Annotated in this window: 13 protein-coding genes; all 13 read right to left on the bottom strand. The window is 67.1% G+C overall.

Features of this window, described 5'->3' with window-relative positions:
* Window positions 1-37 precede the first annotated feature (37 nt).
* Entirely contained in the window at window positions 38-1,174 is a 1,137-nt protein-coding gene (locus tag KILIM_RS24135; RefSeq protein ID WP_157551797.1) for a hypothetical protein, read from the bottom strand.
* Window positions 1,175-1,276: 102 nt separating this feature from the next.
* Complete coding sequence (locus KILIM_RS22690) at window positions 1,277-2,179, bottom strand: alpha/beta fold hydrolase (RefSeq protein ID WP_006594021.1); 903 nt, start codon at window positions 2,177-2,179, stop codon at window positions 1,277-1,279.
* Window positions 2,180-2,315: 136 nt separating this feature from the next.
* A complete protein-coding gene (gene flgL, locus KILIM_RS17260; RefSeq protein ID WP_006594020.1) occupies window positions 2,316-3,218 on the bottom strand; it encodes a flagellar hook-associated protein FlgL in 903 nt (300 codons plus the stop codon).
* 15 nt (window positions 3,219-3,233) lie between these two features.
* Window positions 3,234-4,679 (bottom strand): flagellar hook-associated protein FlgK, encoded by a 1,446-nt coding sequence (gene flgK / locus KILIM_RS17255; protein WP_006594019.1) that lies wholly within the window; start codon window positions 4,677-4,679, stop codon window positions 3,234-3,236.
* 158 nt (window positions 4,680-4,837) lie between these two features.
* Window positions 4,838-5,146 (bottom strand): hypothetical protein, encoded by a 309-nt coding sequence (locus tag KILIM_RS17250; protein ID WP_006594018.1) that lies wholly within the window; start codon window positions 5,144-5,146, stop codon window positions 4,838-4,840.
* 65 nt (window positions 5,147-5,211) lie between these two features.
* The gene (gene fliS, locus KILIM_RS17245; protein WP_006594017.1) at window positions 5,212-5,601 is read right to left on the bottom strand and encodes a flagellar export chaperone FliS; all 390 of its coding nucleotides are present in this window, start codon (window positions 5,599-5,601) and stop codon (window positions 5,212-5,214) included.
* Between the two features lie 29 nt (window positions 5,602-5,630).
* Window positions 5,631-6,983: a flagellar filament capping protein FliD gene (gene fliD, locus KILIM_RS17240; protein WP_006594016.1), complete on the bottom strand. Its 1,353-nt coding sequence runs from the start codon at window positions 6,981-6,983 to the stop codon at window positions 5,631-5,633.
* 103 nt (window positions 6,984-7,086) lie between these two features.
* Complete coding sequence (locus KILIM_RS17235) at window positions 7,087-7,899, bottom strand: flagellin N-terminal helical domain-containing protein (protein ID WP_006594015.1); 813 nt, start codon at window positions 7,897-7,899, stop codon at window positions 7,087-7,089.
* A 143-nt stretch (window positions 7,900-8,042) separates the two neighbouring features.
* Window positions 8,043-9,347: a tetratricopeptide repeat-containing glycosyltransferase family 2 protein gene (locus KILIM_RS22685; protein WP_006594014.1), complete on the bottom strand. Its 1,305-nt coding sequence runs from the start codon at window positions 9,345-9,347 to the stop codon at window positions 8,043-8,045.
* Window positions 9,348-9,358: 11 nt separating this feature from the next.
* A complete protein-coding gene (locus KILIM_RS17225) occupies window positions 9,359-9,862 on the bottom strand; it encodes a hypothetical protein (RefSeq protein WP_006594013.1) in 504 nt (167 codons plus the stop codon).
* Window positions 9,862-11,217, bottom strand: coding sequence for a glycosyltransferase (locus KILIM_RS17220; RefSeq protein WP_006594012.1), 1,356 nt, complete (start codon window positions 11,215-11,217; stop codon window positions 9,862-9,864). The genes KILIM_RS17225 and KILIM_RS17220 overlap by 1 nt, the downstream gene beginning before the upstream one ends.
* Window positions 11,214-12,233, bottom strand: coding sequence for a glycosyltransferase family 2 protein (locus KILIM_RS17215; protein WP_006594011.1), 1,020 nt, complete (start codon window positions 12,231-12,233; stop codon window positions 11,214-11,216). Before KILIM_RS17215 ends, KILIM_RS17220 begins: the two co-directional genes overlap by 4 nt.
* Window positions 12,230-13,669 (bottom strand): Gfo/Idh/MocA family oxidoreductase, encoded by a 1,440-nt coding sequence (locus tag KILIM_RS17210; protein WP_006594010.1) that lies wholly within the window; start codon window positions 13,667-13,669, stop codon window positions 12,230-12,232. The genes KILIM_RS17215 and KILIM_RS17210 overlap by 4 nt, the downstream gene beginning before the upstream one ends.
* Between the last annotated feature and the right edge of the window lie 95 nt (window positions 13,670-13,764).

Genomic DNA, 13,764 nt, shown 5'->3' with positions numbered 1-13,764 from the left:
CCCCACCGGCCGAATCGTCACTTCCACGGACGAACCGTCACTCCCAACCGACCACCCGAGCCCCAAAGCGACCACTCGCCAGACACAAAGTGCCCACCAGCCCCCCAAAGTGACGACTCGACCCCGGGGCGGTCATGGGGATCGACGGCGGAGCTCCTGACCCAGGACGTTGACGAAGGTACTGGCTCTCTTGGCGACAAAGATGTCCTCGGGGTACATGAAAGCGACGTACCACCTCTCGTACTCCAGGTCGCGCCGGCGCCCCTCGTCGATGGGCCGATCCTCCTCCGGGTGATGTTCGTTGCTTTGCACCTCGGCACACACCCGTTGCTTGGGCCACACCAGGTCGCCGGTGGCCAGCCAGGTGCCGGCCCGGTCGACGATGTCGAAATTTGAGCTCCGGCTCGGGCAGCCCACCGTTGACGACCACCCACCGCGTCATGGACTCCAGTCGCGATCGCGAGCCGACGCGCACCCGACCAAGCGCATTGCGCACCCGAACGACGCCGCGGTACCGCTTGCTCTGGCGCCAGGCCAAGGCGTGGCGCAGCGACTCCAATGACTCGAGGTCCTGGGCGATCCCGTCGCCGGCGGCCACGAGGTTGGGCAGGGTCAGCGTGCTGTGCAGATCGGCCCAGGTGTCGGCGGGTGCGACGACCGGGAGCCCATCGAGCTCGACGACCTTGCGCCCGCCCTGCCCCTCGTGATCCCGGACTTGCGGGCGACGCACGCGGCCGGTCTCGGCCGGACGGATGATGTGCACCGGGCCGTCCTCGATCGTCGGCAGCCACAGCCCGTGCAGGTGCGCGGCCGTGATGTGGGAGATCGCACTCCCCGGTGGCGCGACCGCCAGCACCGCCCGGCAGCGGTCGGCCAACTCGGTGAGCTGCGAGAACGAGCGCACGCCCCGTAACGGTCGCTGCAGCGCGGGGTCGGCAAGCTCCTCCGGACTGACCCCCAGGGCACGCGCCTCGCGGACCGTGAAGATGCCGCCGGGGCGGATCGGCAACACCAGCGCCGATCCGCTCGTCACGCCAGGAGTCGGAGTGGGCGTCCCGCCGCCGGGGAGCACCGATCCGGAGTCGGCGTAGCCGCTCGTAGTCACGCCAGGAACGGGAGAGGCCGCCCCGTCCGCCAGCACCGACCGCGCGCCGATCAGGGCATTCATCGTCATGCCCTGAGGATGGCCCGCCGACACAGACGTCCGCCGGGATCGCCGGCCCAGCCTGTGGATGCGCGCCGCCACGCCGCCACCTTGTGGACAGCGAAAAGGGCGTCAGCAGCGGATGTCGTGCTCGTCGGCGGGGACGCCGTCGAGGTCGAGCAGGGCGAGGCTGATGGTGTCGATGACGTCGCGGGGCGCGGTGTGCTGCAGGTACTGGCCGCCGGGCAGCACCCGGGCCTGCACGGTGGCCTTGCGGCTCGCAAGCTGCTGAACCTCGTCGGGGCCGGCGGGGTCGAAGCCGTCGGGGCTGCCGATGAGCCAGATGGGCAGGTCGAGGTCGTCGTACAGGCGGATGCTCGGGAAAGCCGGGCCGGGCTCGTACACGAAGCAGGCCCGGACGGCCTCCGGCGTGGGCGCGAGGGTGAAGCTGCCGTCGTCGTGATCGACGATGTTGCGTTCGATGAGGTCGAGGGTGAGGTGCTCGCCGGGCACCCACCAGTCGCCGCGGAGCTTCTGCAGGGCGTGCTCGGCGAAGGCCGCGCGGTCGGGCGGGTCGCCGAGCCGGCCGAGGGCGAACCGGTCGCCCAGCATCTCGCCGGGGTGGGCGTTGTCGAGGAGTGCGAACTCTTGCTGCATCCGCTCGGGGCTGGTGGCGCAGGAGCCGTTGATGAGGACGAGCGCCGCGAACCCACCGGGAGCGTGGGTGGCGGCCTGCAGCGCGATGGCTCCGCTCATGCCGAGCGCAACGAGGACCGGCCGCTGGAGCTGCAGCCCGTCGACGACGGTCACCAGGTCCTGCCACAGCTGATCGCCCGGCACGATCGGGGCTCGACTGCGGCCGTGCCCGCGCAGGTCGACAGACACGACGCGCCCCTCGACGCCTGCGATCACCGCGCCCCAATCGAGGGCGTTGAATCCGGGCGCGTGGACCAGCACGACCGGCCGACCCACTCCCCCGTGGTCGATCGCCGACAGCTGCCCACCGTTGACCAGAAATGACACTTCGCGAACCATGATCGCCCCACCCTATTTGTTCCCCTGAACCCGACGACGCGTTCGCGCGCAACGAGACCGGGCACGCCGCGGCCCCCGAGGTGACGCGGGGTCACCCGGGGGCCGTAGCGCGCCAGCGCCGAGCGCGGGCCTTAGCTCAGCGCAGGAAGTCCATCAGCGAAGGCTGAATGACCTTGGCCGACGCCGCGAGGGCCGCCTGATAGGAGGCCGACTGCACCCCCAGGTCCATCGCGGCCTGCTGAAAGTCGGTGTCTTCGACCTTGCTCAGCGCGATCTTGGAGGCGTCGTCCTGACGCCCGTTGAGCTCGACAAGACCCTGCAAGCGGTTGACGCGGGCGCCGACGGTGGCCTGCACGTTGAGGATGTTATCGCGCAGATTGTCGACAGCCTCCAGGCCGGCCCTCATGCCGTCCAAGTCGCCATTCTCGATGGCCGTTGCGAGCGCATCGAGTGCGCCTGTGTCGGCTTCGAGCGCGGACCCAAAGGCCTCTTGCCCGCTCACCCCGACGTTGAGTTGGCCCGCCTCATCCGCCGCTTCACTGATGGTGCGCATCACCGGATCATCGTTACCCAAGAAGGACCCAGTGGTGGTATGGAAGGCGACATCGTTCGAAGACGTGCCGCCGAAGAGCGAAACTCCGGCATAGCTGCTGTTGGCCTGCTGCAGCAGGCCGGCGCGCAGCTCCCTGATCTCGGCCGCATAAGCCTTCAGCTGGTCCGGACCGTTGGTGCCGTTGAGCGCGGCCACCGTCTGCACGCGAATGCGCTGAGTCATGTTGTTCGTCTGCGTCAGCGTGTTGTCTGCCATACCGAGTCGGTCGAGGCCGTCGGCGATGTTCCGTCCGAATTGGGCGAGCTGACTCTGCTCGGAGCGGAAGCGCAGCGCGGAGACTGTACCCACCGGGTCATCGGAGGGTCGGTTGAGACGCTTTCCCGTGGTGAGCTGCTCCTGCGTCTGCTGAAGGCGACCGAGGGACGTATTGAGGCCGGCCATCTGGGTCCGGTTCATCGAGTTCTGCGTGATGCGCAGTGACGACATGTCAAATCACCCCTTTCAGCGGGTCATGTGGATGAGGGTGTCCAGCGTCTGATCGATGACGCCGATGAACTTGGCGGCGGCACTGAAGGAGTGCTGGAACTTGATGAGGTTGGTCATCTCTTCGTTGAGGGAGACGCCGGCCACGTTGTCCCGAGCGTCCTCGGCCTTGATGACGACGTTCTGTTGCACGGCCACGTTGCGGTTGACCGACTGGGTCTGCACGCCGAGCTGAACGACCATGGCGTTGTAGGTCGCATCGGGCCCATCCTTGTGGCTGATGTGGCGAGCCATGGCTTGGGCGTTCTTGCCGTCCATCGTCGTAGCTGTGCTGTTGACGGCCAGGGAGTTGGCGGTCGCGTCCGGATCGACCCGAATGTTGCGCGCAGTGATCCCGCCGCCGCCCTGAGCGATGAACAGATCCGCACCGGGCGTCCCCTCGACGGTGAAGCCCTGTCCCTGCTGGTTGTTGACGAGGCCGGCGAGCTGCTTTGCGATGGCGTCGAACTGCGACAGGTAGTCCGGGATCGTCTCGTTGAGGTTCTTCAACTGGCCGCTGACACGACCGGAGGCGATGTCGGCGTCGCCGGCGTATCCGTCGTCGCCGACGGTGGGGTCCCATTCGATGGAGATGGCACCAGGTTGGCTGCCGTCGTCCGGGTATTCGCCCCAGTTGGGGTCGTTGACCATCAGCGCGTTGGCATTGGTGCCGTTCACGAGCATTCTGTCGCCGATCATGACGTCGACGGCCTGGCTGTTGAAGGGGGCGTCCTGATCCGCTTGGGCGGGCCGCACGGTAGCGCCGGTCAGTTGGGAGATCTTCGCGATGAGCACGTCGCGTTGGTCGAGCAACTCGTTCGAGGGCACTCGGGCGATGTTGTTGTTGCGAATCGCCGCGTTGAGCTTGGCGACGTCCTCGGCCATCTTGTTGATGTCGGTGACGTTCGCCTCCAGCTCGCTGACGGTGTCGGCGTACTGCGTGGCCAGGGAGTTGCCCATGAGGTTCAGTTGCGCCGCAGCGTTGACACCGTTCTCCAACGCCGCGGCGCGTGGGGCCTGGTTGGCGGCGGTAGGACTGTTGCCGGCGGTGGCCCAGGAGTTCCAGAATTCGGCCAACTTCTTCTGCAGGCCGGTGTCGCTGGGTTCGCCCACTGCGCGCTCGATCGCCGCCATGGTCTTGGCCTGCTCTTGCAGGTTGCCGAGCGCCGCGTTCGAGTTGCGAGCCCGAGCCTCGAGAAACTCGTCGTTCATGCGGGTGACGCCGGTGACTCGAACGCCCTCACCCACGCCGTTGTACTGGGACCAGAACGCGGGGACACCGGGACCGCCGACGGCTTCGAGGTCGACGCGCTGACGCGTGTAGCCCGGCGTGGCCGCGTTGGAGATGTTCTGGCCGGTGACATCCAGGCCACGTTGCGCAGCGTGAACCGCTGACTGGCCGATGATCAGGCCGCTGAATGCCATGGGTCTATCCCTCATCCGTGAGTCGTGGTGGCGTGCGTTTGACGGTCGTGGCCCGCGCTGGCGGCGCCTGAACGCTCGTATCTCTTATCGGTTGACGCGAGGATGGGTAAAGCGTTATGCCGAGATCTCGTAGCAATCAGTTAGCCTGCACGGAAGCCTCACACGGAGGCGTCGAGGAACAACGCAACAGCGCGATTGCCGGTGCCCCTGCTTTCGGTACGGTGTTCCAGGTGCTTGAGGTCGCTTTCCGCAGCCACGAGTTGAAACTGCACGAACGTTGACAGCAGGCCGATACGGCGCACGAGGCTCATCACGCGCTCGGCGAGCTGGGGCGGCAGCGGTCCCAGGTCACCTGGGGCCTCCCATGCGGGGACCATCGTGGCCTCCCCCGTGCGCACCTGAGCCTCGTGGACGTCGAGCTCGTCCTCCATCGCCATGAGGGCCTGCTCCCACTTCGCCACACTCATCCGTGTCTCCTGGACCTTCGTCGACCTGACGGTCGGGGTGTCTATGCGTCGAGTTGCGGGCCCGGTCAGCTCTGCCCGGTGACGCCGGCACTCGCCACCTGATGCCAGGCGTCGCGGATCGGCTCGACGACCTCGCGGGCATTGTGCACGAATTGCACGTCCTTGGTCATGTTCGCCTCGATGAGCTGCTCGATGACCCATGCATAGAGGCGCTGCAACGCCTCGCCTTCCTTCCACAGCGTCGTGTCGAGCGTCGCACTTAGCTCGTGCACGATGTCCTGGGCATGGATGAGCGCGGAGTGCGTTGCTTGAATGTCACGAGCACCCAGACCCGTCTCCGCCGCGTTCAGGTCCTTGATGAGGCGGTCATACAGCATCATCAGGAGCTGCGCGGGCGTAGCCGTTGCGACGGCTTCACGCGCGTAGCGATTGCGGAGTTGGGCCTGGGTGCTCATGCATCATCTCTTTCGATTGGCGACGAATGTCAATACGTAGGCAACGAAGCCAGCTGGCCCGAGAGCCAGTTGCCCTGGGCCTGCATCTTCGACAGCAGTGACTCCATGGCACTGAACTGCTGCTTGAGAGTCGCTTCTCGCAGAGTCATTCGTTCCTCGAACTTGGTCAGCTGGGCCGTGTAGTCCTTTACCGAAGACTGCCCGGCCTGGATCCGCAACGTCAACGTCCCATCGGCAGCACTCGTGGCCTGCTTACTCACCTGACCAACCTTGGTCGCGATATCACCCGCGGCCTTGGTCACCGACTCGGGGTCGCTGTTGAAGTTCGCGACGAACTTCGTCTTGTCGAACTTCAGAGTGCCGTCGCGCTCGATGCTGATGCCGATCGACGAGGGCAACGCGGTGCTCGAACCGATGAAGGCGTTCTGGATGTCCGTCGACAGAGCACGGGTCATCGAGTCCCCCGTCAAGGCACCGCCCGACTTCTTCTCCGGGTCCCACTTGTTGTTCTTCGAGATCGTGCCGAGCGCCTCGTTGGCCGCCTTGACGAACGCCTCTACCTTCGTGGCCATCCCCTCGACGTCGGCCGTGAAGTCGAGCGTCACTGGGGTCGTCGGGTCGGCCTTGACGGGAGTGATCGTCACGCCCGGCATGATCTCCTTGACGTCGCGGGTCGGCGATGTGATGTCGTAGGCATTCGCCCCCGACCCGATCGTCAGCACGGTGTCCTTCGCCTCGGTAAGCGTCTTGAACTCGCCGAGCACCGACGAGGCCATCGGCGTCGTCGAACCGTCGGTGACGTTGACGCCGCTCTGTGCCCCCGTCGTCGCGGACGTGAGCTGAAGCTTGAACGTGTTCGGCGCGACCTGCACGGTGGTCGCCTTGACGCCGGAGTCGCTCTGGTTGATGAGAGCGGCGACCTCCTGGATCGTGGCGCCGGCCTTGACATCGATCGCCGCCACCTTCTCGCCCGAACCGACGTGGAACGAGAACGCGTCGGCGCTGATGCTCTCACCGGCGGCGAAGGTCCTGTCGAAGGCTCCAGAGCCCGCCGCAGCGATGCTCTTGACGGTGAACGTCAGCGAGCCTGCCACTGCCTTGTCGGTGGTCGTCGCCGTGGCGATGTCCTTGTTCGACGAGGTCGCGGTGACACTGGTGAAGGCCGAGCCGCCGCCGGTAAGAACGTCGGGCACGAGCGCTTTCGCCGCGTCACCGAGCGACTTCATCTGCCCGTTGAGCGTCGTCAACGTCGTGACGAGCGACTGGGCCGTGTTCTTGCTGGTCGTGAGGCCCTTGCCCGAGAGTCGCTCCGCCTGCATGAGCTTGGAGACCAGGTCGGCAGTGTTGATACCGCTGCTGAGACCGGAGACAGAAATGGCCATGGTTGTCCTCTCCTTCCGTGGAGTCGGGTCGCGAAAACCTAAGAGGGGGCGCGGGCGCTTAGCCCACGCCCCCTCGGGGTCAAGCGACTATCCGGTTGTCAGATCAGCCCAGGAGGCGCAGGACGCCCTGCGTCGACTGGTTGGCCTGAGCGAGCATCGCGGTGCCGGCCTGCTGCAGGATCTGCGAACGGGTGAAGTTCGTCATTTCCTTCGCCATGTCGGTGTCGCGGACGCGGCTCTCGGAGGCGGCCAGGTTCTCCGCCGACACCGAGAGGTTCTTGATGGTGTGCTCGAGGCGGTTCTGCGTCGCACCGAGACCCGCACGCTGCGTGGACAGGGTGTCGATCGCCGAGGTCAGCGCCGTGATGGACTCGGCGGCAGCTGCCGCGTCGGAGAAGTCGACGCCGCTCAGGTCGATGTCCCCCAGGTTGCCCAGAGAGACAAGCATCTGGTCGGCGGCGTTGGCGCCCACCTGCAGCGTCACCGTGGCGTTTGTGCCATCGATCAGCTGCAGGCCGTTGAAGTTGGTCCGCGAGCCGATCGACTGAATCTCCGACTTGAGCTGCGTGACCTCCGCGTTGAGCTGGGCGAGGTTCTCGGTGCTGTTGGTCCCGTTGGCCGCCTGGACGGCCAGCGTGCGCATGCGCTGAAGCATTGAGTGGACCTCGTTCATCGCGCCTTCGGCGGTCTGAACCATGCTGATGCCGTCCTGCGCGTTGCTGACGGCCTGGTTGAGACCGTTGACCTGCGTGCGCAGCTTCTCCGAGATCGCCAGACCAGCAGCGTCATCCGCGGCCCGGTTGATCCGAAGACCAGAAGACAAGCGCTCGAGGCTCGTCTGCATGGAGCCCTGCGTGCCCGTGAGGTTGCGGTACGCGTTGAGGGCGGCGACGTTGGTGTTGATCTGCAGACCCATGATGTTCTCCTTCGTGGATAAGGGGTCCGGGCCACCTTCCCTGGCGGTCCCGAGGGGCCTTCGTGATGAAAGCGCCCTGTCGAGGCATTACGGCCCCGGCTGGTGCCGGGGTCTTTCCCGACACTGGTCCATCGGCCGGCGCGTCACGGCGTTGAGGATTCTCTGCCGGCATTTTCCGAAAGGCCTGCCAACGGGGCCGGTCGAGCCACCTGGGGGCCCTCATCTGCCAGTGCGGCGGACACCGCCAGGCCTGCCTCGCCCCAGCGGGCGAACTCTTGAACGAGCGCGGTGCGGTGCGCGACGCCTTCCGCCAGCAGCCTGGCGGCCAAGGCCTCGGGCGGCCGGGGCGCCCAGCACAACAGCACCAGTCGACCGAATCCGTGGACGACCCCGTGCCGAGCCAGGAGTGGAAGGGCAGCTTCGATCGCCGTCTCCGTGTCCCCGACTTCGGCCGCGGCCATCATGCGAGCCTGCAGCACCGGGGCGAGCCCCCCTTGCAGACCCAGCGCCGAGGTCGGCTGGGTCACCTGACGCATACACTCCAGCGCTTCGCGCGGCTGACCCGCCGCTGCGAAGGCCCGACCTGCCAGCCAGGCCAGCTGCTCCGGGTCCGAACCTTCACGGCTCAGCTCCGTCAGGATCGAGCTCACGGCCGCAAAGTCCCGACGTTCGATATGCGCGGATGCGAGGAGTTCACCGGCCCAGGTGCGGAAGGGCGACGTCGTGGCGAGTCGGCGCGCGGACTCCCAGTCCTCGATCCCTGCCGCCTGCTCGCCGCCGATCGACCGTGATCGCCCGCGGTTCACCAACGCCTCGACGAGTCGGTCGGCGTCGGCACCCTGGGCCAGGAGCTCGCTGACCTCCACGTCACCCAGCCGGCTGTTGCGTTCCCTGCGCCGTTCCATCGCCGCCGACGGTCCGTATCCGTGATGGGCGATGTGGGCGACAGGTCTGCCGACGCGGGCCCCCCGAAGCGTGGAGCCGTTCCGTGCGGCGATGATCTCGTGCACCCGATTCCGGAACTGGGCGACGTCGGGTCGAAACATCCGCACCAGCGGGGAGCTGCTGACGCAGACGCCGTCCCGCACGTCGTCCATGTCGAGGACGAGGGTGTCCAACCGCTCTCGCCGGGCGAACTCCAGGAGCCGCCGCATGCGGTCGGTCTCGGTCACGAGCTGCTCATCGGCGTCGATGGAGAGCACCCAGTCCGTCTGCGCGAGGTCCATCGCCGCGTTCCTCGCACGGGCGAAGTCGTCGTCCCAGTAGCCCTCGACCACGCGGCAGCCCGAGCGACGGGCAAGCTCGGGCGTGCCGTCGCCGGAGCCCGTGTCGTAGACGCAGATCTCGCGAAGGACCGGCCGGATTCGATCGAGGGCGGCCAGGCACGACGGCAGAGCCGCCGCTTCGTCCTTGACGATGAGGCAAGCTGTCAGGCCGGGCTCGGCCATCGGTGTGCCGATCAGCCGACGAAGGTCGCGAGACGTCGCCGCAGGGCTTCTGCATCGCCCCGGTTGAGCGAAGAATCTGCCAGCGTGCCGGCCTGAGCGCGCTCGAGTCGTCGAACCACATCGTGCATCCGAACGATGACTCCGCCCACCTGGGCCAGGAGCGCCTCGGGGTCGCCGTCCGCGACGATCGCACTGTCGTAGGGCTCTTCGATCGCCCGCGCGAACGAGAGCACTTCGAGTCCGGCGAGATCGCTACCGGCTCCATCCGCCAAGACGTGCACACACTCTGCGTCCGAGGCCGTGGGCTCTCCCGGTACGGCGAAAGCGAGCTGGAGTCCCGACCCTGCGGGGACGATGGCCCGGAAGGCCTTGAGCATCGTCAGTGGCACGGCCGCCTGCTCCCAATCCGTCGCAACGATGAAGCGGACGGGCAGCTCACTGCGGGGCTCCTCATCCAAGGCGCCGAGACGCTTCAGCATGTCGGTGATGTCGGTCGGGAGGGGGGCGTCGCTCATCAGTGCGCCTGCTTTCCTGCGGTTTCGTTGTCAGCGTCGTTGTCAGCGCGGACGTTGTGCCCATCGGCGGCTGCCCGCGACCCTTGAGCGGAGGTGTGCGGCGGCGTGTCTCGGGACACCAAAGGATGCTCGATGATGTCGGCAGCGCCGGGACCGACTCCTGAGCTCGCTCGTAGCGCCGCCAGGACGGCAGGTCCGTGAGGCCCTGTGCCGAGGTCGGCCAGGATTTCGGCCAGTGCCTGTGTACTGCCCCGCCACATCCGCACGATCTGACCGACCCGCTCCACCTCTCCCCAGTGGACAAGGGTCAAGAGCGTCGCCAGAACGTGATCCCACCGACCCAGGCGGCCTAAGGCCTTGACTCGCAGACCCAGCACCTCTCGGGTGTCGACCGTGCCCCGCGTCTCGCGAGCGGAGTCACGCGCCGGGACCAGATCCGCGGTCAAAGCCAGCACCTTCTCGTCATGCCCGAGCGCGAAGAGCACTTCTGCGAGGAGGAGCCGGGTGAGATCAGCCTGAGCGCCGCACTCCTCGAGGCGGCGGAGGACTTCCATCGCTTCCGTCGTGCGGTTGGCGGCCGTGAGTCGTCTGATGAGGTCCCGGCCCGCCCCGACTGCACTCGCAGACCCCGCGCCCCACGCCTGCCACGCGGCCATCAGATCCGACAGCGCGTCTTCGTCCCGCCCCAACAGCGTCCGGGAGCGCCCCCGATGCTGGTAGGCGTGCGCGATGCGCGCGGCGTCACGAGATTGCAGTGCCACGTGCAGCGCAGCGTCGGCGACGGCTTCGTTTCGCTCTGCTTTGCTCCGACGAATCTGCTCGGATGCGTACCCGAGGTGATCGAAGTGCATGACATTCGGCGCCACCGAGTGAATGGAGATGCCGCGACCGTCGATGTCTGTGACGATCTCGTGGATGGGGTGGACGAATCGCACCGAGCGGGGGCGGACTGCCTTGATGTATCGCGAGTGCGCTACACGTTGGCCGCGCTCATCCAGGTGATAGAGCTCCGCGTCGATGACGTTCGCGCCTCGCTGCTGGGTCAGCTCTCGCACAAGTCGGGCGGGGTCGGCGACCACCCTCTCGTCAGCATCGACGATGAGCGCCCAGTCGGCCCTGGACATGTCGAGTGAGGCGTTTCTCGCCCGCGCAAAGTCGTTGTCCCAGTAGCCTTCCACGACGACACAACCCGCCGCGCGGGCGATGGCCACGGTGTCGTCCGCAGACCCCGTGTCGTACACGCAGATTCTCTGCAGCGACGAGCCCAGCCGCTTGAGCGACTCGATGCAGTCCGGCAGATTGACGCTCTCGTCGCGCACGATGAGGCAGGCATCCACTCGCGGAACGCGGCTCATTGCACCCCTCCACGGCCGATCGTGACGCCGCTCACGACGTCGAGGTTGTATTGGGCCAGCGCCCCTCCGCGACCCGAGACCGAGCCGACCAGGTCTGGCCGGTCACCGATCTCGAGGCACTGCGCCCAACAGGTGCGGGCAAGCTCGATCAGGACGCCGGCATCACGCTTTCGCGTCGCGGTCATCTGCAGGAAGAGATCTCCGGCAGCAAAGAACAGATCTGGGGAGCGACTCCATCTGGTGCGCTCAGACTCGAAAAGGGCCACGCCTTCGTCGAACCGTTCGGTGCGCGTCAGCAGGTGCAGGGTGCGCACGACGAGCGGGTGGCGCCAGGCGGCCTCGTGGGGGGTGCGCTCGAGAGCGACCAGATAGCTTTCCACGGCCTCGTGGTAGCGCTCCTGTACTTCAAGTTCCTTGGCCAACTGGTAGCTGAGGTAGGGGTCGAAGCCGCCCGCCAAGGCCCGTCGAAGCAGCCGCTCGTTGCGACCTCGCTTCGCTGTGTTCGCCGCCGGCAGGTAGCCGTCGTGTCCCAGCACCAGACCGGATGCCACAGCAGGGTCGGGGTGCACCGGCTGTTCGTGGATCGACCCCTCGTAGCGGACGTCCGAAGGCAACACGCGCACCAGACGCTCGACCGAAACGCTGGGCCCCACCCCTGCCCTGCTCGAGTCAGGCACGAGATCTCGTCTCGTGACCCAGCCGACTCGCCCAGGGTTGACGGCACCCCACCGCGCCAGAGCCTCACCGCCGGACTCGACCCACTCGTCGGCATCCAGCACGAGTCTCAGCGGGTGCGACGCGAGTTCGAGCGCCCGATTGCGGGCGGCGGCGAAGTCGTCACACCACGGGAAGTGCTCGACGCGCGCCCCGCACCCGAGAGCGATCTCGACCGTGGCATCCGTCGATCCCGTGTCGAGGACGAGGAGCTCATCGACATAGGGGGCGGCCGACTCCAGCGCTCTGGCGAGGCACCGCTCCTCGTCCCGCGCGATGACGACGAGGCTGGAGGCGTTCACCTGACCAGGGGTGAGGTCACGTGACCCAGGTCGGCGACGCCTCGCGCCGCTGCGCCCTGCCGACGCAGCGCCGCCTCGAGTCCGGCCGACTCGTCACCGATCTGTGTGACCCCACGGCCGACGCAGAAGTCCTCGAGCGCGCTCGCCATGGCCATCGACTCGGCGTCGGTGAGCGCCAATCCGGATCGCCGCGGGTGGTTGATGGCGCGCACGAACTCCGACAGCTCGTAGCGGAGTCCATCGCCCTCGAACGGCACCGAGTATTGGCGGGTGAGGCTCGGGTCCTCCCGGTGAATTTCGAATGTCCGCGTCAGCCACCACGGCGCGGGCACTACCAGATACCCGGTAGTCCCGGAGACCACGAGAGACCCCTCTGTCTTGACCCCCATGCCGACCTCGAAGGACCCCACGGCCTGCGGATACACGAATCGCGCCGAGGTGAAGGCGTCGACACCATGCGACCGGATGACGGTGAACTGCCCGGCGGGCAGGTCCGCTCCCAGGAGCTTGACGATCGGCAACAGGCCGTACGTGCCCAGCTCGGTCATGCTGCCTCCGGCCGGCGCGACCCACTCGCGGGCGCCGGGCTCCACGAGCTTCGTGAAGGCGCAGCGCACGGCCCTAACCTGGCCCAACGTGCCGGACCGGACGATCGCGACCATACGCTCGAAGCCCGGGAGATAGGCCGTCTTCACCGCCTCCATGAAGACCAGCCCTCCCCCCTGTGCTCGCTCGTGCAAGCCCGTCAGATCCGCCGCGGACAGCGCCGCCGGCTTCTCGCACAGAACATGCAGCCCCGCCGCCATCGCGGCCTGGGCATAGTCGACGTGCGCATGGTGCGGACTCGCGATGTAGACCGCGTCGATGCCGTCGACGAAAGGACCCCACTCACTGTGGGCCTGCTGTAGACCGTGCTCTTCGACGAAGCTCGCAGCGGAGCCGTGACGGGGATTGAAGGCGGCGACGAACTCGACACCGCTGACGAAGCGAGCCTCAGCCACCATGCGATGGGCGATCCGCCCGGTCCCGACAACTCCGACGCGAAGCAGGCTGTGCGCCTGAGTGCGCACTTGCGTGCTGGACACTCCGGCAGTCCGTGGCAGATAGACGACCTCGCAGAAGTCGCGCAGGTGGTCGAAATGCCCCTCCCAATCCGACCCGATGGCGAAGATGTCGACGCCGTGCTGCTCGATGTCTCGGACCTTCTGCCCTTCGTACTCTTCGACGAGAACGAGGTCCGCGAGTCCGGACTCTTCGACGCTTCTGATCCGCTGGGGGAGGGAGTCGGTGACGTTGAGCTTGCCGCGCCCGCGGTCGTAGTCGGAGCTGGTCACGCCGACGATCAACCGGTCGCCCAGCGACTTGGCCCGCTCGAGCAGCCGCCGGTGGCCGTGGTGGAAGACGTCGAACGTGCCATAGGTGATGACCGTGGTCATCCGTGAACACCATCCTGAGGTGGGCGGCCGGAGAAGGCGCGTTGGCTGACCGCGCGGCGGGTGGCCCCGGGTCGAGGGCGAGACATGACTGCCCA

It is taken from the genome of Kineosphaera limosa NBRC 100340 (assembly GCF_000298215.1).
Lineage (GTDB): Bacteria > Actinomycetota > Actinomycetes > Actinomycetales > Dermatophilaceae > Kineosphaera > Kineosphaera limosa.
Note: the sequence above shows the minus strand (reverse complement) of the source record. Positions and strands in the feature narration are given on the sequence as shown.

Excerpts from the sequence above, each read along its gene's own strand:
- KILIM_RS22690 (WP_006594021.1), bottom strand. The coding sequence starts at position 2,179 with ATGGTTCGCGAAGTGTCATTTCTGGTCAACGGTGGGCAGCTGTCGGCG.
- KILIM_RS17225 (WP_006594013.1), bottom strand. The coding sequence starts at position 9,862 with ATGAGCGACGCCCCCCTCCCGACCGACATCACCGACATGCTGAAGCGT.
- fliS (WP_006594017.1), bottom strand. The coding sequence starts at position 5,601 with ATGAGCACCCAGGCCCAACTCCGCAATCGCTACGCGCGTGAAGCCGTC.
- fliD (WP_006594016.1), bottom strand. The coding sequence starts at position 6,983 with ATGGCCATTTCTGTCTCCGGTCTCAGCAGCGGTATCAACACTGCCGAC.
- KILIM_RS24135 (WP_157551797.1), bottom strand. The coding sequence starts at position 1,174 with ATGACGATGAATGCCCTGATCGGCGCGCGGTCGGTGCTGGCGGACGGG.
- KILIM_RS22685 (WP_006594014.1), bottom strand. The coding sequence starts at position 9,347 with ATGGCCGAGCCCGGCCTGACAGCTTGCCTCATCGTCAAGGACGAAGCG.
- KILIM_RS17250 (WP_006594018.1), bottom strand. The coding sequence starts at position 5,146 with ATGAGTGTGGCGAAGTGGGAGCAGGCCCTCATGGCGATGGAGGACGAG.
- flgK (WP_006594019.1), bottom strand. The coding sequence starts at position 4,679 with ATGGCATTCAGCGGCCTGATCATCGGCCAGTCAGCGGTTCACGCTGCG.
- KILIM_RS17235 (WP_006594015.1), bottom strand. The coding sequence starts at position 7,899 with ATGGGTCTGCAGATCAACACCAACGTCGCCGCCCTCAACGCGTACCGC.
- KILIM_RS17220 (WP_006594012.1), bottom strand. The coding sequence starts at position 11,217 with ATGAGCCGCGTTCCGCGAGTGGATGCCTGCCTCATCGTGCGCGACGAG.
- KILIM_RS17210 (WP_006594010.1), bottom strand. The coding sequence starts at position 13,669 with ATGACCACGGTCATCACCTATGGCACGTTCGACGTCTTCCACCACGGC.
- flgL (WP_006594020.1), bottom strand. The coding sequence starts at position 3,218 with ATGTCGTCACTGCGCATCACGCAGAACTCGATGAACCGGACCCAGATG.